We start from the raw sequence: 18807 nt of genomic DNA, 5'->3' as shown, positions 1-18807 counted from the left end.
TCAAAACCCTAGCGCTTCAAGAACGGGATCTTGTCCGCGAGAGACGGCTTCTTCGTCTCCACCGGTTTGCGACCCGTCAGCGATGCGGCGAGCGCATCGATGGAAAGCGCTGCCTTCGACTGCGCTGCGACTTCGCCGATCATCTGGCCGTTGTTGGCGGCCATGCCATAGAGCGGCGGGTCAAAGGGGAACGAGGCGATGGGCTCTGCGCCCAATGCTTCGGCGAAATCTTTGAACGGAATTTCCGGACGCTTCGGCACGCCCACCATCGAGAGCACCACGGTCGGCGGTGAATCGTAGGGGCGCATGGCCTTCAGCAGGTCCATGATGTTCTTTGTGTTGCGTAGGCTGGCCAAATCTGGACCGGCCACGATGATGGCGTCATCGGCCGAAAGCAGCGTTTGCTTCACCCACGATGTCCAGACGTGCGGCAGATCGAGCACCACGTAGGGGCTCGTGCGGCGTACACGGTCGATCACCATTTCGAACGATTGCGAGTCGAGTTCGAATTCACGTTCGAGCGTCGCCGGCGCGGTGAGCATCTGCAGACGTTGCGTCTGCTTCGTCATCACGCGCTCAAGGAACACGTCATCCACGCGATCCGGCGCGAGCAGGGCGTCGGCGATATTTTGCTGCGGGTCTTGGTTGAAATCGAGTGCGGCGGTGCCGAACGAGAGATCGAGATCGAGCAGCGTTGCGCTCGATTCCTGACGCTCGGCGATCGACCAGGCCAGATTGTGCGCGATCGTGGAGGCGCCGATGCCGCCACGTGCGCCGATGACCGCGACGACGCGACCGGCAAATGGTTTGTCTGGATTGACGTAGAGCCCGCAGATTGTGCGGATGATATCCAGCGGTTGGAGAGGCGGCACGATGTATTCGCTGATGCCGCGCGCCATCAATTCGCGGAAGAGCGCGATATCGTTCACCGCGCCGATGATGACAACTTTCGTGCCTTGCTCGATCACCTCGGCCAGCCGGTCGAGATTGTGCAGCATCATCGGGCCCTGCTGCATCGAGTCGATGATGAGCAGGTTGGGGCTGGCTTGGCTGGCGAAGCGCACGATCGCGGCTTCGATGCCGCCGCCTTCGACCGTGATCTCAGCGCGCGCCATGCGGCGATCGGCGCTGATACCGGCGAACATATCAGCGATTTCAGGACGATCGCACACCGCATGGATGGTGATGCGCGGCACCGGTTGTTCGGTGATCACGCCCATGTCGCGCGGCAGCACCGGGGTGGCGACGATCGGTGCACTGAGCCCGTAGGACTCGGTTTGCTGCGCAGCCTCGAACGCGGCTGCGTCGTCATTTGCGGCGGCGGGCGCTGGCGCCACATCGAACGGCGGCAAGTCGCCACCTTCGAGATCACCCGTGCCAAAGGTGTCATCGTCCTCAAGCACGAACTCGTCGTCCGCACCGAGGCTCCAGGAAGGATCAGGATTCGACTGGTTCATGGCCGGTCCTATTGTACCGCGTTGCTGATGCTGACGCGTTCGTCCGCGCTACGATCCGCGTGGGTTTGCTCACCCGCGCGATACGCTTCCATAACGGTGCTGCGACGGTTGCTGTCGCGCGGGTCCATGTCCCGCGGACGCAGCAGGTCGGCCGGATCTTCGATCATCGCCGCAAGATTGGCGTTGGTGGCGCAACCGAAGCTCGCCCAAGGTTGGTTGTTGCTTTGGTGCGCGAGGTCTTGCTCCCAGAGCGGGGCGCATTCCGGCGCTTCGGCTTCAAACCGCGCGAAGCTCAACACGATCGGCGCGTCGCCCGCGCCAGATGCATCGTAGGTCGAGCCGGCGACGGCGACGTAGGAGACGCCAGCTTCAACCAGCGCCATACGGGTTTCGTTGGCGAGCAGCGACGCGGCATCCGCATTCGCGCTGTTCGACGGCGTGCTCATGACCAGCGCGCCGTGGCCGTAGCGCAGATAACCGCTGGCGAAATTGCGCACTTGCGCGCGCGCGCCAGTCGAGAGCGAAGCGTCGCCGGCGGACACCGGGATTTCGACACGCTCGTTCGATTGCGTCACCTCGATGCGGTGGCGATCGGCCGCGGTCGGGACGGGCGGGCCTTCGGGTGTCGGCACGCTGGCGCAGGCGCCGAGTGCGCTGAGACCCAGAACAAGAACGGGGAGGCGGTTTTTCATGGGATGCCTCATTCGATGACGTGGCCGTGCGGGCCTTGCAGGCGGCCGTCATTGCTGGCCGTGCGCGAACCGTTGGCGGGGCGATAAATGGAGTTGAGACGGCCGGTGAGGACGCTTTCGCCCTCGCTCGGGTTCATGAAGCCGTCGGCCGGCGTGCGGAGATTTTCCGGCGAGGTCGGGCGCACGAGGTAAGGCGTCGCGATGATCACGAGCTCTGTCTCGTTGTTGATGAAGTCGCGTGAGCGGAAGAGTGCGCCGAGAACCGGCGTATTCATCGCGCCCGGCACGCCTTCGACGGCATGGCGCGTACGTTCTTGAATGAGGCCGGCAAGCACGATCGAGCTGCCGGACGACATTTCGACCGTCGTTTCGGCGCGGCGCACTTGCAGCGCCGGAATGTTGATGCCGCGAATCACGGTCGTGGTGCCGTCCGCGTTGCGGATCGGCACGTCGCCGGTGGAGATGGCGCCGTCTGATGTGAGTTCGGAGACCTCGGTCGATACCTTGAGCGAGATGCGGCCGCCCGACATCACGACTGGCGTAAAGGCAAGGCCGACACCGAACGGCTTGAACTCAACCGTGATCTGGCCGTCGTCCGAATTGATAGGCACCGGAAATTCGCCGCCAGCGAGGAAGCGTGCGGCTTCGCCCGAGATGGCGGTGAGATTCGGTTCGGCCAACACACGGAGCAGGCCGGCGCGCTCGAACGCTTCGATCGAGGCGTCGGTTTGACGCGTGGTTTGCGTTTGCGCGGGGCCGTAGGTCACCACGTCGTCGATCGGATCAGCCGTGCCGCCATTGTCGAAGCCATAGCCGCCGACGCCGCCGGCGCTTGGGTTCGCACCGTTGCCCGCCGTGCCGCTCGGATAGGTGAGGGAGCCTGGGACCAAGATGTTTTCGGCGACGCCGCCGGAGCCGGTCAGGCCGCCAAGGACCTGGCCGTTAATCGAGAAGCCGTTCTGCGTGAGCAGCGAGACGAAGGCGTCTTCCGGCAGGAGACGATTGATCATCTCCTCGTAATTGCCGTTGATGCCAAGCTGGCGCACCAGCGTGCGGCTCATCTCAACCACGCGCACGCGCACGAGCACCTGCTCGCTGCCTTGCACGGCGATCAGGTTCACGACGCGGTTTTGCCCGCCCGCGTTCGCGCCGCTGGTGGCGATATATTGGTTGGCGATCTGCTGCGCGCGGTCGGATTCCGACGCGCTGCGGGCATTGCCAGAAAGCACGACCGAGCCGTTCACCGCTTCGGCGCGCAGGTTCGCATCCGGCGCGTGACGACGCAGGATTTCGTTGAGCGGATCGACGTCCGGCTCAACGCGGATTTCGACGTTGGCGATCTGACGGCCCTGCGCGTCGAAGAAGAAGATGTTGGTTTGGCCGAGCGCGCGGCCGATCACATAGGCGCGGCGCGCTGTACGCACCGTCGCATCGGCGATGGCGGGGTTCGAGATCAGGACGTCGCGGGCGTCAGCCGGGAGATCGATGATTGCGGACTTGCCGAATGGCAGAACCAGCGACGCCGATTGCGCGCCGCCGCCGTGGCTGATCCGCATCGAACTCGCGCTTGGCGGCTCGACTTGCGCGGCGGCGTAGCCGGGCGTCATGGCCATAGCGGCGGAGAGCGCCGTGGCCAAAGTGACGCGAAGGGACTTTCCGGGGCTCATCAATTGCCTCCGACCACGTTGCCATACGCATGCACGCGTACGGCGCCTGATTGTTGACTGACGCCGTGCCGAGAGCTGTTGGCGCTCATGCCGACGGTTTCTGCTTGCACGCCACGGAGCGCGAGGCTGACCGTGCCAAGCTCGGTCGCCATCGCCAGCGCACGCGCGTCGTCGGCGCTCAATTCAAGTACGGCGACGGCGGCGACGACTTTGGTCGGGCCTTCGCCACCGTTGTTCGGTTGGGTTGTGTCGCCGAGCGCGAGGATGCGGATGTCTTCGAGCACGACGTCGCTGCGCACTTGTTCCGTGCCGCCGCTATTGTCCGTGTGCGTGACGAGCACGTCGACATGGTCGTTTGGTTGCAGATAGCCGCCGACGGCCGTCTCGGGATCGATCTCGATCGCGACCGCGCGGAAGCCTGGCTGCAGCAAGGCGGCCATCGCGCCGCGACCTTCAGGCTGCACGACCGAAGCCGTCGTGACCGGTTCACCAGCGACGAACGGGCGACGTGTGATCGCGCCGACGAAATCAGCTTGCGCGGAAGGTTGACTGGAGATGCGCACGTAAGCCTGCGAAATCGAGCCCTCAGGGAAGAGGGCGACGCCCAGATCGCTCGGCGTGAGCGCCGCGCCCTGCGCAACGTCGCGCGTGATCACGAGCACTTGCTCACCGGCGACGGGGGTAGCCGCTTCGGCCGTTTCCGCTGGGCGCGAACCTATGACGCCGCGAATAAGGACGAGCGCCAAGATTGCGGCGAGCGCGGCAATGCCCAAAACGATCAGCTGACGGGCTGACATGATCAATACTCCCCGCGTGCAACCGGCCGCAAATCAGCTTTGCGACCAGACCACGCTCATGGCTAAGGCAGGGTTAACGAATGGAATCGGGTGGCGAGCGCGGGCAAAGTCATGAGCCCGCCCGCGAGAATGGCGACGCCGTAGGGAATGCCCGTTTGCCCCGTGAGCAATCGGTTCACGAAAGGTGGATTGGTTTCTGTTTGCTTAACAAATTGGCGCGCCGCCAACAGTGAGAGCGCGAGCATGCCGCCCGCGGCTGCGGTCCAAAATAGAAAGGGAAGGAAGACGGCGAAGCCAGTCCAAACGGCGGCCGCTGCGATCAGCTTTGCATCGCCGCCGCCGAAGATGTTCAATTGAAACAGAGCAAAGCCGACGCACAGCACGGCCAAGCCAAGAATAAAGTGCTTGCCGATCTCAGCGAGCGGCATGCCGAGCGCGAATGCGAATACTGGAAACGCGCCGATCAGCGCCAGCGAAATCCAGTTCGGAATGGTGAGGCTGGTGACGTCTTTACCTGCTGCGTAGATCAGCAGTCCGGCGAACACGATCAGCGCAAGTATAACAAGCATAGCTCAATGTTTGTGCTGTGCCGCTATAAGAAACACTTAAAAGGAACCGCTTTTCGCGGCAAAAGGCGGCAAAGCGCTAACGAAACTTGCGCAAAGAAAAACGCCGCCCCGAGGGGGCGGCGTTTCCAGAGAGGAGGGGAATAAGGGCGCAACATGGGATCGCTCACGATCCCATGTCACGACTTCCGCATTACGGAGCGGCCGGCGCGCCGTCGAGGGCCGTCGAAACGTCCGTGAAGGTCGTGTCGAGGCTCGTGCCAACAGCCGAAACGGCGACGATGATCGCAACGCCGATCAGGGCGGCGATGAGGCCGTATTCAATCGCGGTGGCGCCGTCTTCGTTGTTCAGGAACTTCTTCAGAGAAACCATTGTCATACTCCAACTTTGTCGAGTGCTTTTTTACCGGCCCGGCAAAGCGTCGCACCCGACACCCATACCAGACGCAGGAGGACAATAGCGCGACGCCCTTAACGTTCCGGCCTATGAGAATAGTGAAAATAAGGTTTACCGCGATGAGCCTTGCAGCCTTTTTCACGCGCGACATTCTTATACGTGCTTATGCGTGCGTGCGTGCGCGTTTTAGCGATGCGGAAACGATTGGCGCGTAGCTCATATTATAGTGTGAGTTTGGAAGGATGACGTCGATGCGCAGCTTGCGCCCTGTCATTGCTCTTGTTGCAGCTGCCCTTGTGTTCGCGACATCTGCGCCTGCCATCGCGCGCGATATCCGCGTGGCGCGCGATCAAGCGTTCCCGATCCGACTTGCTGAACCGGCTGAGGGCGTCGCAATCGGCAATCCCGATATCGCGGCGGTCTCCGTCCAGAATGATCGCTTCCTCTTTGTAACGGGCCGCGCGTACGGCTCGACCAATCTCGTCGTCATCGGCGACGGCGGTCGCGTTCTCTATTCAGGCCGCGTGGTCGTGACGCCGGATGAAACCGACGTCGTGATGGTGACGCGTGGCGTAGAAACGGCGCGCTTGGAATGCACGCCGCTCTGTCGCGAGCGTTCCGAAGCCCCGGGCAGCAATCCCTCGCCCCAATAAATCGGGGCGTTTACCACCTCTTTTGACAGTTTCTCAGCCCTTCGGCGCCTAAGCTTGGCGATCCGGAGGCTAGAAATGTTTGCGCCATTCAAAGCTGCTCGACGCGCTTTGCGCCGTTTCGCCCGCACCGAAGACGGGGCGGTGGCGCTTGAGTTCGGCTTCGTCGCGGTCCCGTTTTTCATGTTGACGTTTGGCCTGGCCGAAGTGTCGCTGATGGGCCTTGCGCAAACCAATCTCGACTACGCCACCTCGGAAGCCGGCCGCGAAATCCGCACAGGCCGCGCCCAGATGGGCGGCGTGACCGAGGAAGAAATTAAAGAGGCTGTCTGCCTGAATTTCGGACGCTTCATGGCCGTCGATTGCGAGGCCAAGCTCTTTGTCGATGTCCGCACCTATGAGGCGTTCACCGATATCAACGTCGATCCGCCGGTGGTTGACGGCGAATTGCAAACCGATGGTTTCGCCTACGAACCAGGCGAGCCTTCGGACATCGTTGTCGTGCGCACCTATTATCGCTGGCACGTGCTGACGCCGATGTTCGACCGCATCTTGGCGAACACCAATGGCGGCGAGCGTCTGGTCGTTTCGACCATGATGTTCCGCAACGAGCCTTATGAATCGGCGCCGAACTCATGAGATTGATGCAACGCCTCCGTCGGTTCGCACGCGCAACGGGTGGTCTCGCCGCGCTCGAATTCGCCATCATCCTGCCGATGATGATCTTCCTGTTGTTTGGCGCGATCGAACTGATCGACATGGTGATCGCCAATCGTCGCGTCCAAAACGTCGCCGCTTCGGTGGCCGACGTGATTTCGCGCGACACCTCCGTCAGCGACGACGAGATCACGGGCATCTGGCGCGCGACGGAAGTGCTCATGTATCCTGAGAGTGTGTCCACGCTGCGGACACGTGTCTCCAGCATCAGCATCATCGACGAATCCACGGCCCGCGTGGTCTGGAGCGAGGGCAATGGCCTGGTGGCGCGCGTCGAGAACACGACCGTCGATCTGCCGGATCAAATGATGGTGCCGGGCACCAGCATTATTTACGCTGAAACCGAGTTCGATTACGTGCCGGTGATCGGCATTCTGCAGACGAGCAATATGCGCATGATCCATGACGCTTATCGCCGCTCGCGCCTGATCGATCCGATTCCGCGCGACTAGGTCTGCGTTTGGGGCTCTTGACGGGGCGCGCTTTATGGCGATGCTCCCGCGATGGAACAGCCTAAAACACCGATCGAAGCCGTCGATCTCCTTGAGAGCCTTTATGCGCGGGCCGTAAACGCGCTCACTCAATCCATCAGCCGCTTTGCCGAGACGGGCGTGCCGCCCACGCCGGACGAACGCGCGCTCTTCCGTTATCCCGAACTCCGGGTCACGTATCTCAATAGCGCCCGCGTGCCGAAACTGGCGCGCGCGTATGGCCAGCTGATGTGGCCAGGTGAGTACGGCGTGACGATCACGCAGCCGGCGTATTTCCGGCGCTATCTACTTGAGCAACTCGAATTACTCGTCGCCGATTACGGCGCTGAATTGAGCGTGCGGGTGTCGGGTTCTGAAATCCCGTATTCGTTCGTGCTCGACGCCGCTGGTGCAGCGGCATTTGAAAACGTGCCGGCCGAAGATCTCGCCCGCCATTTCCCCGCGCCGCGTTTGACGCAAGTGGGGGACGCTGTCGTCGACGGGCTGCGCATTGAGCGCCTCGATGGCATGCGGCCGCTGGCGTTGTTCGATGCGCCGCGCATCGATTATTCGCTAAAGCGCATTCAACATTACACGGGCGCGCCGTGGAGCGATGTGCAGCCGTGGATCTTGTTCACGAACTACCAGCGTTACGTCGAAGAATTCGTGCGCTGGGCCGCGGCCGCAGTGAAGGACGGCCCGAAGGGTTGGTCGCTGTCGTGCCCCGGTAATGTGCTGATCGAAAGCGGCGATCAAGATGCGGAAGCCAAAGCGCTCGATGCGCCGTGGCGCAAATATCAGATGCCAGCTTATCACTTGAAGACGCCGGATAGCGATGGCGTCACGCTGGTGAATATTGGCGTTGGCCCGTCGAATGCCAAGACGATCACCGATCACTTGGCTGTGCTGCGGCCGCATTGCTGGTTGATGATCGGCCATTGCGGCGGGCTTCGTCACACGCAACGCATCGGTGATTACGTGCTCGCGCACGCGTATCTGCGTCGCGACAAAATTCTCGATGATCGGGTTCCGCTCGAAATCCCGATCCCGGCGATCGCGGAAATCCAGATCGCCTTGCAGCAAGCGGCGACGGCGATTGTCGGCGGCGACGACAAGGAAGAACTGCGTCGGCGTTTGCGCACGGGCACTGTGGTCTCGTACGCGGATCGCAACTGGGAGCTGAATTACAATCAAGAGCGCCAGCTGCTCAGCCAATCGCGCGCGGTTGCCGTGGATATGGAAAGCGCCTGCATCGCGACGCAGGGCTTCCGTCTGCGCGTGCCGTATGGCGTACTGCTCTGTATCTCCGATAAGCCTGCGCATGGCGAGATCAAACTCCCCGGCGTTTCCGATCGCTTTTATGACAGCGCGATCGGCGGCCATTTGCGCATCGGCCTCGAGACGATCACGCTGCTGAAGCAGAACCGCGATCGGCTCCACTCGCGGAAATTGCGGGCGTTTGACGAGCCGCCGTTTAGGTAGGGGGCAGTGGGCAGTGGGCAGTGGGCCGCATTGCGTCCCTAATCCCGAGCCCCTAATCCCTAAGCTTATGACCCCAGATCGTCTCGTTCCATTCGACCGCGTTTTGAATTTCCGCGATTTTGGCGGCTACGACACCGCCGGCGGGGCGCGGGTGGCGCGCGGCAAACTCTATCGTTCGGCCGCGTTTAGTGACGCAACGGAAACGGATATTGAGCGCCTGCATGCGATGGGTATTCGCTTCATGGTCGATCTGCGCCGGCCGGAAGAGCGCAATCGCGAGCCGAACAAATGGCCCGGCGATCGCGCGCGCGTGATCATCAACAATGAAGGTCCGCAAGATGGTTTGCCGCCGCACCTGCAAGCGTTGATGCAAGACGACATCACGCCCGAGAGCGTGACCGCCTACATGCACATGCTCTATCGCGAATTCGCGTCGAACCCGCGCCACATCGATCTCTATAGGAATTGGTTTCGCGAACTCGTGGAAGGCGGGCCGGGCTTGATCCATTGCGCCGCTGGCAAGGATCGCACGGGGCTTGGCTGCGCGCTGACTCTGATGGCGCTCGGCGTGCCGGAAGAGGCGGTGATCGCCGATTATGAATTCACCAACGCTGCGATTAACTTGGATGAGCGTCTGCATCACATCAAAGACCGCATGGAAGTGCGCCTCGGCCGCACGCTCGACCCCGAAGCGCTGAAGCCGATGCTCGGCGTGCGCGTGGAATATCTGCGCACCGCGTTCGATGCGATCGACGCGGAGTTTGGTTCGGCTGATGCATACATGACGAACGCGCTGGGCGTAGGCCCCGCCGAACGCGCTGCGCTGAAGAAGAATTATTTGGAATAGGCGCGCGCAGGCGCCGCGCTGTTCAAGCGACGCGCGGTGATTTCACTCTATCGTCATCCCGGACACGCTCTGTCCGCTCGCATCCAATCAATGTCGGCGGCTTTACGGTGAAGTGTTCGGACGTCTCGACTCGGTACTCGACGCTGTTGCTCGCCGCAGTGACGTCCTCGACGACGAGTTCGATGAGTTGATCCATCCGTGGACTCTCTGCATCGAAAAACATCTCGGGACGTTTCCGGATCAGCTCCAGCGCCGTGACAACGGGTATTGGTGCTCGTTCGTTCGTCATTGCCACCTCGCTTATCATCCAGGCCCCGCGAACAAAAATCCCGGCGCGCGTTAGCGGCTGGGATTGTTTGCGGGCGATGTAAGCGCGCGTCAGCCGGCGGCTTTGCGCTTTTCCATCATCTGATCGAAGTTCGACCAGACGCCGGCATCGCCGTGCCATTCACCTTTGGTGGCGGCCTTGGAATATTCGGTGGCGCGCGCCTCGAAGAAGTTCGCGTGTTCGACGCCGTTGAGGATCGCCGTGAGCCACGGGATCGGGTGCTCAGTGACGCCGTAGATTTTTGGCAGGCCGAGTTGGCCCAAACGCCAATCGGCGATGTAGCGGATATATTGTTTGATGTCGTCGGCAGTCATGCCTTGGACCGGGCCCATCTCGAAGGCGAGATCGATGAAGCGATCTTCGATGCCGACGACGGTGCGGCAGCATTCGACGATGTCGTCCTTCACAGCTTGCGTGAGTGCGTTGGTCTCTTTTGCATATGCATGGAAGAGCTTGATCATGCCTTCGCAGTGCAAGCTTTCGTCGCGCACCGACCAGGTCACGATCTGGCCCATGCCCTTCATCTTGTTGAAGCGCGGGAAGTTCATCAGCATCGCGAACGACGCAAAGAGCTGCAGACCTTCGGTGAAGGCGCCGAACATGGCGAGCGTGCGCAGAATGTCTTCGTCGGTCTCGACGCCGAACGTGCCCATGTAATCGTGCTTGTCGCGCATCGCCTGATAATCGAGGAAGGCCTCGAACTCGGTTTCCGGCATGCCGATGGTTTCGAGCAGCAGCGCGTAGGCGGCGATGTGGATCGTCTCGATGTTTGAGAACGACGCGAGCATCATCTTGATCTCGGTCGGCTTAAACACGCGCGCGTAGCGCTCCATGTAATTGTCGTTCACCTCGACGTCTGCTTGCGTGAAGAAGCGGAAGATCTGGGTGAGGAGGTTGCGCTCCTGGTCGTTGAGCTTGGAGGCCCAATCCTTCACGTCCTCGCCGAGCGGGACTTCTTCCGGCATCCAGTGCACTTGCTGCTGGCGGCGCCAGAATTCGTAAGCCCAGGGGTAGCGGAACGGCTTGTAGCCGATCGACGGTGTGCGAAGGCCCGTCAGTTTGTCCCCGTTTGCGCCAGCCATAAATCGTCTCCACTTCGCAACGTCGTCTAGATGTAGGGATTTAGCGACCTAATGGCCACCATATCTAGGCTAGTTGGGCGCGAGTCGCCTTTAGGAAAGGTTACCAGCCGCCCGAAGCCGACCATGGAGCGATTCAGCGCCGACGGAAGCCGGGAACGGGCGCGGGGCTGTGGAGAATTAGCCCGCGATCCACTTGGAGACGACGTAGGCCAGCGTCACGGCCGCGGCGGTTTTGAGCAAAAACCAGCGGCCAATCCAGACGCGGCGGCGGAAATCGTTGAGCGCGCGGCGTCGGCGTTGGGCGCGGACTTGGGATTTAAAGTTCGGCGGGGCCATGCCCCAGCCAATGCAAGACTAATGCGCGTTAATGCTCTCAGCGGCGCATCGTGACCGTGACGCCGGTGAAGCTCTGGTCTTGATTGAAGTTCTGGCGGCCGACGCGGGTGCTTTCCTCGCGCTCGACGTAAGCCAGCGAGGCTTGGACGCCGTTCTGCTCATAGGTGACGCCGGCCGAGACGTCGCCGACTTCGACGCGGTCCTGCAGGGCGACCGAGGAGCCTGCGCCGCCAAATTCGCTGCGCGCGCCGGGTTGCCACGTCAGCGCTTCGTCTTCGGAGGCCACAAACATATAAACGGCGCGGCCGTTTTCGCTGTTTTCACGGCGATCGACCAAGCCTTGGCCGATGCGGACTTCCGCGCCGCGTCCGCTGCGGTCGAGGTCGCCATTGCGGTCAGCGCCGAGGGTGGCGCGCTGGGCGATGGAGACGTCGATCGGCGAATTGCCGCCGCCGGCAGCGAGTTCGAGTTCGAGCCGGCGCGGCGATTCACCATCATTGGTCAGGGCAGGGGCGGCGAAGCGCGGGCGCAGGTCGTCGCGAACGTCCATCGCCACGATCGGCGCTTCTGGCTGGGAAAGGGCCGCTGCGGGGTCGGTGAAATCGACTTGGCCAGGGCCCAAGGCGGCGTCTTGGGCGCTGGCGAAACGCGCGCCGACCATTGTCGCCGCAAGTGCTGTGCTTGCGACGAAAGCCGTGCGGAGAAACTTAATTCCACCCATGACAGCCTCGTCCCTGTGCCTACGAAGCAGCAATGCATAATGGCTGCCACAGGTTCCGCGTGAAGTTAAGCTTTTGTGCAACCGCGAACGCAGCGCGCCTAGTGGCGCATGGTTAGCGTGAAGCCGGTGAAGTCCTCGTCTTGGCTAATCGTACGTGAGCCCGAGCGCATGCTGAACTCGCGCTCAACATACGCCAAAGACGCCTGCCAGCCATTGGATTCGTACGTCACGCCGGCTTGGACGTCGCCGATTTCCACGCGTTCTTGCAGACCGAACGAGGAACCTGACCCGCCGAAGGCGTTGCGTTGGCCGGGCTGCCACGTCAGCGCTTCGTCTTCCGACGCCGCGAAGATGTACCAGCTGCCTTCCATGCGCGGTTCGCGGCTTTCCTGACGCAGATTGCGCAGGCCGCGACCGAGGCGGAGTTCGGAGCCGCGCGACCGGCGGGAGATGTCGCCGTTCTCATCGACGCCAAAGCCTTCGCTCTGTGCGAACGACACGTCGATGTCTGAGGTGGCGCGGGCGACGAGTGCGAGTTCGTAGCGGCGCAAATCGCGATCCGAGGGCTGCGACGGCGTTTGTGAGCTGAGGCTGAACCGCTGCGCATCGGCTTCGCCAACGCTCAAACTGAAGCGATCGGATTCAAATGGTTGCGTTGGATCGGAGAAGCTGACGCCGCTCATGCCAACGTAGGAAGCGCTCGGCCCGACCGCATCTTCGGCGGTTGCAATATTGGCCGCGAAACTAACGAAACTTACCAACCCAACGACCACGAGCTTGCGTAAGAGCATCGCGATCCCTCCTGACCTACATGAAGGATGTGGTTAGTTTGGTTATCGAGTTCTTAATGGCGCTGGAGGGCGCCCGCAGAAGCAGCGGCGCCCTTACGAAATCGCGTCTTTCGCAGGCAGCGAACGCTGCATGATGACCACATCGAGCAGGCGGCCGAATTTTTCGCCGACATTAGTCATCGCGCCCACGCGGCGAAAGCCAAGCTTCTGGTGCAGGCCGATGGAGGCGGCGTTGTGGGAATCGCCGATGACCGCCAACGCCTCGCGCACGCCGTCGTCGCGGAGTTGCGTTAGGAGTTGCGCAAGCATTTGGCTGCCGACGCCTTGGCGCATTGTTGTCGGCGCGGCGTAGATCGAGACTTCGAATGTCTTTGAATAGGCGGCGCGATCGCGGAATTGGGCGGCGTAGCAAAAGCCAAGCACGCGGCTGAAATCACTGGGCGGGGAGGCCACCAGGAAGGGCCAGCCGCGATCGACGATTTTGCTCCAGCGCTCGGTCATCTCTACCAGCGACGGCGGCTCGATTTCGAAGGTGCCGGTGCCGGTCAGGCAATGATGGGCGTAGATCAGCTGCACGTATTGCAGGTCCTGCTGGAAGCAGGGCCGGACGATGATGTCGGGGGTCTTGGCGTCGGGCATGTGGACAAATCCGGTGGCCCGCTTTGCGCCCCTGGGTCAAGGTCGGCCGCTGCGGCGCCGGGGCGCATTTATCCAATCCCAACTCCTATCGGTTAGGATCGCCTCCGAAATGTCGATTCTGAGGACACATCCGGCAGTCCGGGCGCTGGCGCTTGGACTGATGGCGGCGGTTTTGAGTGCCTGCGCCTCCACGCCCGCGCCGATCAGCTCGGGCGCGCTGGGGCGCTATGGCAACATTGCCGCCCTGCCGCGGCCGCCGTTTGATCCGGATTCGCCGCCGCGTGTGACTGACGCCAACGCCCGCCTGCAATGCGTGCCGTTTGCGCGCCGTGAATCCGGCGTCGAGATCTTCGGCGACGCCAATACCTGGTGGCGCCAAGCCGAAGGCCGCTATCCGCGCTCCAATTCGCCGGCGCCGGGCGCTGTTTTGGTGACGCGCGGCTTTAATACGACCACGCGCGGCCACGTCGCGGTGGTGACCCACGTGGAATCGAGCCGGATTATTCGGGTTGATCAGGCCAATTGGCTGAACAACGGCGAGATTAGCGTCGGCGTGCCGGTGATTGATGTCTCGCCGAACAATGATTGGACCCAGGTGCGCGTCTGGCACATCCCCGGAAACCATTGGGGCGGTCGCGTTTATGTCGCCGAGGGCTTCATACACCCGTTCACGTTGATGGCGGAATTGCGAAGCTGAGCGGCCCAGTCCGGCGCGTTAAGCTTTCCTGATGTCTTAACGTCGCAGAATTAACCAATATTACCCCTCGGCTATGTCTAGATGTAGTCTAGAAGGCGAATATTCACCATATGATCTCAACATTGCGAAGAGTTCAGCTGGTCGATTAGGCTTTCTTTAACTGCAATGGCGTGTTTGTGTGTCCCAGATTGGGGCAATGCCTCGCCTGGGCCTGGGGCCATGCTGGATACGAAAGCGCTTCTCGTCGCCGCTGCGGCGATCGCCGGTCTCGTGGCCGTACCGACCGAAGCAGACGCGCTGACGCCGCTGTCGATGGATCTCGCCATCGACCCGAGCGTCGCCGAGGGGCCATCCGAATACGCCACGCTCCAGCCGGTAGCGTTCGAGCGGGCGCCTGACGAAGCTTATGAGCCGGTGGCGCGCGTCACGAACCGTCGTGCACGCCTGCAATGCGTGCCGTTCGCGCGCAACGAATCCGGCGTCGAAATCTATGGCAACGCCAATACGTGGTGGCGTCAGGCCGCTGGCCGCTATGAAACCACGCAAGCGCCGGAAGAGCGCGCTGTGATGGTGCTGGAAGGCTACAACACGACTGCACGCGGCCACGTCGCCGTTGTGACGGAAGTGGTGTCGTCGCGTATGGTGATCGTCGATCACGCCAATTGGCTGAACGCGGGCGAGATCACCCGCGACGTGCCGGTGCGCGATGTGTCGGACGCCGGCGATTGGAGCGAAGTGCAGGTCTGGAATATCCCGACCCGCCAATGGGGCGTGCGCCGCTACAACGTGCAGGGCTTCATTCTGAACGTGCTGACGGCCGAGGCGCAGGCGGAAGCCGATGCTGCGGCTCTGGCGCAACAGGTGTCGGCCAGCGCAAACGAAGCGGCCGTTCCAGTCGGCTAAGCGACCCCTCAAAAACTTTCCCCGCCAGCGCAAAGCGCGCTAGTTTCCGCGCGCGCCGGAATTGGGACGCCGGCGGCGAGGGGATCGACATGACGGATGCGGCGAGCGCAGAAGGCGCACCCACGAGCACACCAACGCCAGCGCGCAAGAAGGCCAAGCGTAAGGACCGCGGCGGCATTCCGCTGTTCCGTTGGCTGACGCGCAACGTCATCTGGGATACGTTCATCCTGCTCTGCATCGTCGCGAACGCGGCCATCCTTGGCTACGACGCGCATTATGGCGAGCAATCGCAATTCCACGACCAGATCGAGTTGTGGAATATGTACTTCCTGTGGATTTTCACCGCCGAACTTGTGCTTGAGTTCTTCGCGCAAGGGCCGCGTCGCTATTTCAGCAATGGCTGGAATTGGTTCGACATCTTTGTCATCGGGCTGAGCTACATCGCGGTGAACCCAGCGATTTCCGCATTGCGGACGCTGCGCGTTGTACGCGTTTTCCGATTGGTGAGTGCGGTGCCGCAGATGCGGCGCGTGGTGGAGGCGCTGTTCAGCGCGCTGCCAGGCATTCTCGCATCGTTCGCGATTTTGGCGGTCGTGTTTTACATCGCGGCGGTGATGGGTACGACGCTGTTCCACAGCGATCCAGGCTTCAGTGACTTGGGCGTGGCGATGCTGTCGCTGTTTGCGCTCTCGCAATTCGATGGCTGGGGCGACACGATCCAGCGTCTGCAGGAGCAAAATCCGTACGCCTGGATTTACGTGATCGGCTTTACGATCATCGCCGCGTTCGCGGTGCTCAATCTCTTCATCGGCGTCATCGTCGAAGCGGTGCAGGCCGCGCCCCAAGAGGAGATCAAGGAAGAGATCGAAGACGTGCAGGAAGAAGTGTCCGACATCGCCACCGCGCAGGAGGACGCCGCAGTCGTGCAGCAGCGCATCTTGGAGGAGGTGCGGGCGTTGCGGGCCGAGGTCGCGGCGTTGCGCGGCGGCGCTCTGCCGCCCTCGGCGTAAAAGCGGCGCCCAAAATAGCGGCAAGCGTACTTTTAGCTGGAATCACAGCCTATTCGCGACTCCAGCGCGGGGCTTAGCGTTCGCCTGCGCGCGGGGAGGCGTGCGGCATGCCGCTAAGCGCATATCTGGCTGATCTGCTTGAAGAGGTTCGGCGCATCGAGGGCGGCGAGGTCGCCACCTACATTCCGGAATTGGCGAAATCCGATCCGGCAGCGCTGGCGATCGCGATCACGGCGCTTGACGGCAAAACCTATGCGGTGGGTGATGCGGATTTGCCGTTCACGATCCAATCGGTGTCTAAGCCATTTCTCTATGGCTTGGCGCTGCAGGAATATGGCCGCGAGGCGGTGCTGAAACATGTCGGCGTTGAGCCGACGGGCGATGCGTTCAATTCGACGGTGATGGATGAGGTGAATAATCGCCCGTTCAATCCGATGGTGAATGCGGGCGCCATCGCGGTGACGGCTTTGGTGAAGGGCGAAGGCTACAAAGCGCGGCGCCAAGTCGTGCTTGAGCTTCTGTCGCGGTTTGCAGGGCGCAAGCTCAAGATCGATGAAGCCGTGTTTCACTCCGAGCGCGACACCGGCGCACGCAATCGTGTGATCGCGGCCATCATGCGTCAGGCGGAAATGATCGCCGGCGACTCGGACGAAATTCTCGATCTCTATTTCAGCCAATGCTCGGTGCTGGTGACGACGCGCGATCTTTCGGTGATGGCCGCGACCTTGGCGAACGGCGGTGTGAATCCCATCAGTGGCGACCGCGCGCTCGATGCGGAATACGTGCCGGACGTGCTCACCGTGATGCATTCGTGCGGGATGTACAATTATGCGGGCCAATGGTCCTACGAGGTAGGCGTCCCCGCAAAGAGCGGTGTCTCCGGTTCCATCGCAGCGATCATACCGGGGCAAGCGGGGATGAGCGCGTATGCGCCGCCGCTCGATCGGTTCGGCAATTCGGTGCGCGCGATCGCGGCAAGCAAGCGCATCGCGGCGGATTTTGGTCTGCACGCGTTTCGCGTCGCGCCGAACAATAGTGCTGCGGTGCGTGCGGAGGCGACGGGGCTTGCCGTGCGCTCGAAGCGTGCGCGCAATAGCGCGGAGCGCGAGGTGTTGGCGCGCGAGGGCGCGCGGATCGCGTTGATCGAGGCGCAGGGCGCTTTGTTTTTTGGTGCGGCGGAGCGCTTGGTGCGGCGCATTGGCGAAGTGAAAGCAGATTGGCTGATTGTCGATCTGCGTCGCGTCTATGATGCGGACGCGGCGGCGTGCGCCTTGTTGGGGCGGCAGTTTGCGAAGGCGAAGCCAGGTTCGCTGATCTTCGCGCACGCGCAGGGTAGGTTGGCCGAGGCGCTGGCCCCGCATGCGCACGCCAACACGCTATTCGCGGATCGTGATGCGGCGCTGGAGTTTTGCGAAAATGCACTGATTGCGGTGGAAGGCGCGCATGGCGGGCCATCGCGGTTTGCGCTGAAGAGCATCGATTTGTTTGCGGGATTGAGTGCGGGCGATTTGCGCGCGCTGGAAGCGCTGGCCAAGCCGTTTGTATTTGAAGGCGGCCAGCATCTCGTGCGCGAGGGCGAAGCGGGGCGCTTGTTGTTCGTGATCGCGCAGGGCGCGGCGAGCGTGCAACTCACTTTGCCGGGCGCGCGCACGGTGCGGGTGGCGACGATTGGCGCGGGCGGGTGTGTAGGTGAGATGGCGCTGCTCGATGGCAGCCCGCGCTCGGCCGACGTGATCGCCGACGGGCGCGTGATTGCTTACGGGTTTTCGATCGAAGAGATGATGGCGCTCTCGGATACGCATCCGAGTTTGTTGCTGACGATTTTCGCCAATCTCAGCCGCGATTTCGCGGAGCGCTTGCGTGCGGCGAACAATGAAATTCGTTCGCTCGGCCATTAGCGGCTGGCGACCAGCGTTGGCGGCGCGAGCACCGTGTTGATGCCTTGGATCACGCCGTTCGAGGCTTCGATGTCTTGCATGACGACGAGCTGGTCGTTGATGCGCAAGCCATCGCTTGCATCGATTTCGACGCGGTGGCCGGTGGAGGATTCCGGGCGCGTGGTGCGGCCGCCGAGGGTTTGCGTCGTCACACGTCCGGGCACAACGTGATAAGCCAAGATCGCGAGCAATTCTTCGCGATTGCGCGGGTCCATCAGGCGCGCGACTTCGCGTTGGTTCATCTCCGCGAACGCTTCGTCCGTGGGCGCGAAAATTGTGAAGGGGCCTTCGCCGCGCAACGTCTCCGCGTAGCCCGCGGCTTCAACCGCGTCGAGGAAGCGCGTGAACTGGCCGGTCGCGGCGGCGACTTCGAGCACATCACCTTGAGGATTTGGATTCACCACCTCAGCGATCAGGAAGCGTTCGCCGGTCTGGGCCATTGCGGCAGGCGCAAACGCCAGCACGCTGGCGAGCAACAGAGCGCGAAGAGCGGATTGGTGTTTCATGCCTGTTCAACGCCGCGCGCCGGGGACGGTTTCACGCGAGCTTGATCGCAAGTGCGACGGAGCCGCGCTCATTATCGACAGTCGGGGCTTTGCGCGAAGCGGTCTGAACGGCGAT

The 18807-nt window shown here is 62.2% G+C and carries 22 protein-coding genes; 9 read left to right on the top strand and 13 right to left on the bottom strand.

The genetic code is table 11. The annotated features are described in order from the left end of the window. Nucleotides 1–8: 8 nt before the first annotated feature. From EPJ54_RS07650 to EPJ54_RS07625, 6 genes are all read right to left on the bottom strand, one after another. Nucleotides 9–1457: a CpaE/TadZ family protein gene (locus EPJ54_RS07650; protein WP_135211048.1), complete on the bottom strand. Its 1449-nt coding sequence runs from the start codon at nt 1455–1457 to the stop codon at nt 9–11. Nucleotides 1458–1465: 8 nt separating this feature from the next. Then, the gene (locus EPJ54_RS07645; protein WP_167755622.1) at nt 1466–2149 is read right to left on the bottom strand and encodes a CpaD family pilus assembly protein; all 684 of its coding nucleotides are present in this window, start codon (nt 2147–2149) and stop codon (nt 1466–1468) included. Nucleotides 2150–2157: 8 nt separating this feature from the next. Further along, nucleotides 2158–3816 carry a type II and III secretion system protein family protein gene (locus EPJ54_RS07640; protein ID WP_135211046.1) on the bottom strand — a complete coding sequence of 553 codons (1659 nt, stop codon included), beginning with the start codon at nt 3814–3816 and terminating at the stop codon, nt 2158–2160. Further along, the gene (gene cpaB / locus EPJ54_RS07635) at nt 3816–4613 is read right to left on the bottom strand and encodes a Flp pilus assembly protein CpaB (protein ID WP_135211045.1); all 798 of its coding nucleotides are present in this window, start codon (nt 4611–4613) and stop codon (nt 3816–3818) included. Before cpaB ends, EPJ54_RS07640 begins: the two co-directional genes overlap by 1 nt. Before the next feature lie 62 nt (nt 4614–4675). Further along, nucleotides 4676–5182 carry an A24 family peptidase gene (locus EPJ54_RS07630; RefSeq protein ID WP_135211044.1) on the bottom strand — a complete coding sequence of 169 codons (507 nt, stop codon included), beginning with the start codon at nt 5180–5182 and terminating at the stop codon, nt 4676–4678. Nucleotides 5183–5372: 190 nt separating this feature from the next. Continuing rightward, nucleotides 5373–5552, bottom strand: a complete 180-nt coding sequence (locus EPJ54_RS07625; RefSeq protein WP_135211043.1) for a Flp family type IVb pilin — start codon at nt 5550–5552, stop codon at nt 5373–5375. A 275-nt stretch (nt 5553–5827) separates the two neighbouring features. Between EPJ54_RS07625 and EPJ54_RS07620 the strand changes: the two genes are divergently transcribed. The 5 genes from EPJ54_RS07620 to EPJ54_RS07600 all read left to right on the top strand — a co-directional run bounded on the left by EPJ54_RS07620 (nt 5828) and on the right by EPJ54_RS07600 (nt 9742). Next, nucleotides 5828–6229, top strand: a complete 402-nt coding sequence (locus tag EPJ54_RS07620) for a pilus assembly protein N-terminal domain-containing protein (RefSeq protein ID WP_167755621.1) — start codon at nt 5828–5830, stop codon at nt 6227–6229. A 75-nt stretch (nt 6230–6304) separates the two neighbouring features. After that, nucleotides 6305–6865, top strand: a complete 561-nt coding sequence (locus EPJ54_RS07615; RefSeq protein ID WP_135211041.1) for a TadE/TadG family type IV pilus assembly protein — start codon at nt 6305–6307, stop codon at nt 6863–6865. Beyond that, entirely contained in the window at nt 6862–7395 is a 534-nt protein-coding gene (locus tag EPJ54_RS07610; RefSeq protein WP_135211040.1) for a TadE/TadG family type IV pilus assembly protein, read from the top strand. The genes EPJ54_RS07615 and EPJ54_RS07610 overlap by 4 nt, the downstream gene beginning before the upstream one ends. A gap of 51 nt (nt 7396–7446) precedes the next feature. Beyond that, on the top strand, nt 7447–8895 hold the full coding sequence (locus EPJ54_RS07605) for an AMP nucleosidase (protein WP_135211039.1): 1449 nt from the start codon (nt 7447–7449) through the stop codon (nt 8893–8895). Between the two features lie 67 nt (nt 8896–8962). Continuing rightward, nucleotides 8963–9742: a tyrosine-protein phosphatase gene (locus tag EPJ54_RS07600; protein ID WP_135211038.1), complete on the top strand. Its 780-nt coding sequence runs from the start codon at nt 8963–8965 to the stop codon at nt 9740–9742. A 22-nt stretch (nt 9743–9764) separates the two neighbouring features. On the opposite strand, the gene EPJ54_RS07595 is transcribed toward EPJ54_RS07600, so the two are convergent. From EPJ54_RS07595 to EPJ54_RS07575, 6 genes are all read right to left on the bottom strand, one after another. Further along, nucleotides 9765–10031 (bottom strand): hypothetical protein, encoded by a 267-nt coding sequence (locus tag EPJ54_RS07595; RefSeq protein ID WP_135211037.1) that lies wholly within the window; start codon nt 10029–10031, stop codon nt 9765–9767. Nucleotides 10032–10120: 89 nt separating this feature from the next. Beyond that, nucleotides 10121–11152 (bottom strand): ribonucleotide-diphosphate reductase subunit beta, encoded by a 1032-nt coding sequence (locus EPJ54_RS07590; protein ID WP_135211036.1) that lies wholly within the window; start codon nt 11150–11152, stop codon nt 10121–10123. 177 nt (nt 11153–11329) lie between these two features. Continuing rightward, the gene (locus EPJ54_RS19790; protein ID WP_167755620.1) at nt 11330–11488 is read right to left on the bottom strand and encodes a hypothetical protein; all 159 of its coding nucleotides are present in this window, start codon (nt 11486–11488) and stop codon (nt 11330–11332) included. A gap of 37 nt (nt 11489–11525) precedes the next feature. Beyond that, nucleotides 11526–12209, bottom strand: coding sequence for a hypothetical protein (locus EPJ54_RS07585; protein WP_135211035.1), 684 nt, complete (start codon nt 12207–12209; stop codon nt 11526–11528). Between the two features lie 98 nt (nt 12210–12307). Beyond that, complete coding sequence (locus EPJ54_RS07580) at nt 12308–13000, bottom strand: hypothetical protein (protein ID WP_135211034.1); 693 nt, start codon at nt 12998–13000, stop codon at nt 12308–12310. 93 nt (nt 13001–13093) lie between these two features. Further along, complete coding sequence (locus tag EPJ54_RS07575; protein ID WP_135211033.1) at nt 13094–13639, bottom strand: GNAT family N-acetyltransferase; 546 nt, start codon at nt 13637–13639, stop codon at nt 13094–13096. Nucleotides 13640–13748: 109 nt separating this feature from the next. On the opposite strand from EPJ54_RS07575, the gene EPJ54_RS07570 reads away from it, so the two are divergent. From EPJ54_RS07570 to glsA, 4 genes are all read left to right on the top strand, one after another. Beyond that, nucleotides 13749–14336, top strand: a complete 588-nt coding sequence (locus tag EPJ54_RS07570) for a CHAP domain-containing protein (RefSeq protein WP_167755619.1) — start codon at nt 13749–13751, stop codon at nt 14334–14336. A gap of 219 nt (nt 14337–14555) precedes the next feature. Continuing rightward, nucleotides 14556–15239, top strand: a complete 684-nt coding sequence (locus tag EPJ54_RS07565; RefSeq protein ID WP_167755618.1) for a CHAP domain-containing protein — start codon at nt 14556–14558, stop codon at nt 15237–15239. An 89-nt stretch (nt 15240–15328) separates the two neighbouring features. Further along, the gene (locus tag EPJ54_RS07560; protein ID WP_167755617.1) at nt 15329–16249 is read left to right on the top strand and encodes an ion transporter; all 921 of its coding nucleotides are present in this window, start codon (nt 15329–15331) and stop codon (nt 16247–16249) included. A 107-nt stretch (nt 16250–16356) separates the two neighbouring features. Further along, nucleotides 16357–18147 (top strand): glutaminase A, encoded by a 1791-nt coding sequence (glsA, locus tag EPJ54_RS07555; protein WP_135211029.1) that lies wholly within the window; start codon nt 16357–16359, stop codon nt 18145–18147. Here the strand turns inward: glsA and EPJ54_RS07550 are convergent. Beyond that, the gene (locus EPJ54_RS07550; protein ID WP_135211028.1) at nt 18144–18692 is read right to left on the bottom strand and encodes a fasciclin domain-containing protein; all 549 of its coding nucleotides are present in this window, start codon (nt 18690–18692) and stop codon (nt 18144–18146) included. The two genes, glsA and EPJ54_RS07550, sit on opposite strands and share 4 nt — an antisense overlap. Between the last annotated feature and the right edge of the window lie 115 nt (nt 18693–18807).

It is taken from the genome of Vitreimonas flagellata (genome assembly GCF_004634425.1).
Taxonomy (GTDB): domain Bacteria; phylum Pseudomonadota; class Alphaproteobacteria; order Caulobacterales; family Aquidulcibacteraceae; genus Vitreimonas; species Vitreimonas flagellata.
The sequence above is the reverse complement of the archived record's forward strand: the minus strand, read 5'-3'. Positions and strand labels throughout refer to the sequence as shown.

Bases quoted from the DNA above. Each gene is read 5' to 3' on its own strand.
- EPJ54_RS07650 (WP_135211048.1), bottom strand. From the start codon at position 1,457: ATGAACCAGTCGAATCCTGATCCTTCCTGGAGCCTCGGTGCGGACGAC.
- EPJ54_RS07645 (WP_167755622.1), bottom strand. From the start codon at position 2,149: ATGAAAAACCGCCTCCCCGTTCTTGTTCTGGGTCTCAGCGCACTCGGC.
- EPJ54_RS07640 (WP_135211046.1), bottom strand. From the start codon at position 3,816: ATGAGCCCCGGAAAGTCCCTTCGCGTCACTTTGGCCACGGCGCTCTCC.
- cpaB (WP_135211045.1), bottom strand. From the start codon at position 4,613: ATGTCAGCCCGTCAGCTGATCGTTTTGGGCATTGCCGCGCTCGCCGCA.
- EPJ54_RS07630 (WP_135211044.1), bottom strand. From the start codon at position 5,182: ATGCTTGTTATACTTGCGCTGATCGTGTTCGCCGGACTGCTGATCTAC.
- EPJ54_RS07625 (WP_135211043.1), bottom strand. From the start codon at position 5,552: ATGGTTTCTCTGAAGAAGTTCCTGAACAACGAAGACGGCGCCACCGCG.
- EPJ54_RS07620 (WP_167755621.1), top strand. From the start codon at position 5,828: ATGCGCAGCTTGCGCCCTGTCATTGCTCTTGTTGCAGCTGCCCTTGTG.
- EPJ54_RS07615 (WP_135211041.1), top strand. From the start codon at position 6,305: ATGTTTGCGCCATTCAAAGCTGCTCGACGCGCTTTGCGCCGTTTCGCC.
- EPJ54_RS07610 (WP_135211040.1), top strand. From the start codon at position 6,862: ATGAGATTGATGCAACGCCTCCGTCGGTTCGCACGCGCAACGGGTGGT.
- EPJ54_RS07605 (WP_135211039.1), top strand. From the start codon at position 7,447: ATGGAACAGCCTAAAACACCGATCGAAGCCGTCGATCTCCTTGAGAGC.
- EPJ54_RS07600 (WP_135211038.1), top strand. From the start codon at position 8,963: ATGACCCCAGATCGTCTCGTTCCATTCGACCGCGTTTTGAATTTCCGC.
- EPJ54_RS07595 (WP_135211037.1), bottom strand. From the start codon at position 10,031: ATGACGAACGAACGAGCACCAATACCCGTTGTCACGGCGCTGGAGCTG.
- EPJ54_RS07590 (WP_135211036.1), bottom strand. From the start codon at position 11,152: ATGGCTGGCGCAAACGGGGACAAACTGACGGGCCTTCGCACACCGTCG.
- EPJ54_RS19790 (WP_167755620.1), bottom strand. From the start codon at position 11,488: ATGGCCCCGCCGAACTTTAAATCCCAAGTCCGCGCCCAACGCCGACGC.
- EPJ54_RS07585 (WP_135211035.1), bottom strand. From the start codon at position 12,209: ATGGGTGGAATTAAGTTTCTCCGCACGGCTTTCGTCGCAAGCACAGCA.
- EPJ54_RS07580 (WP_135211034.1), bottom strand. From the start codon at position 13,000: ATGCTCTTACGCAAGCTCGTGGTCGTTGGGTTGGTAAGTTTCGTTAGT.
- EPJ54_RS07575 (WP_135211033.1), bottom strand. From the start codon at position 13,639: ATGCCCGACGCCAAGACCCCCGACATCATCGTCCGGCCCTGCTTCCAG.
- EPJ54_RS07570 (WP_167755619.1), top strand. From the start codon at position 13,749: ATGTCGATTCTGAGGACACATCCGGCAGTCCGGGCGCTGGCGCTTGGA.
- EPJ54_RS07565 (WP_167755618.1), top strand. From the start codon at position 14,556: ATGCTGGATACGAAAGCGCTTCTCGTCGCCGCTGCGGCGATCGCCGGT.
- EPJ54_RS07560 (WP_167755617.1), top strand. From the start codon at position 15,329: ATGACGGATGCGGCGAGCGCAGAAGGCGCACCCACGAGCACACCAACG.
- glsA (WP_135211029.1), top strand. From the start codon at position 16,357: ATGCCGCTAAGCGCATATCTGGCTGATCTGCTTGAAGAGGTTCGGCGC.
- EPJ54_RS07550 (WP_135211028.1), bottom strand. From the start codon at position 18,692: ATGAAACACCAATCCGCTCTTCGCGCTCTGTTGCTCGCCAGCGTGCTG.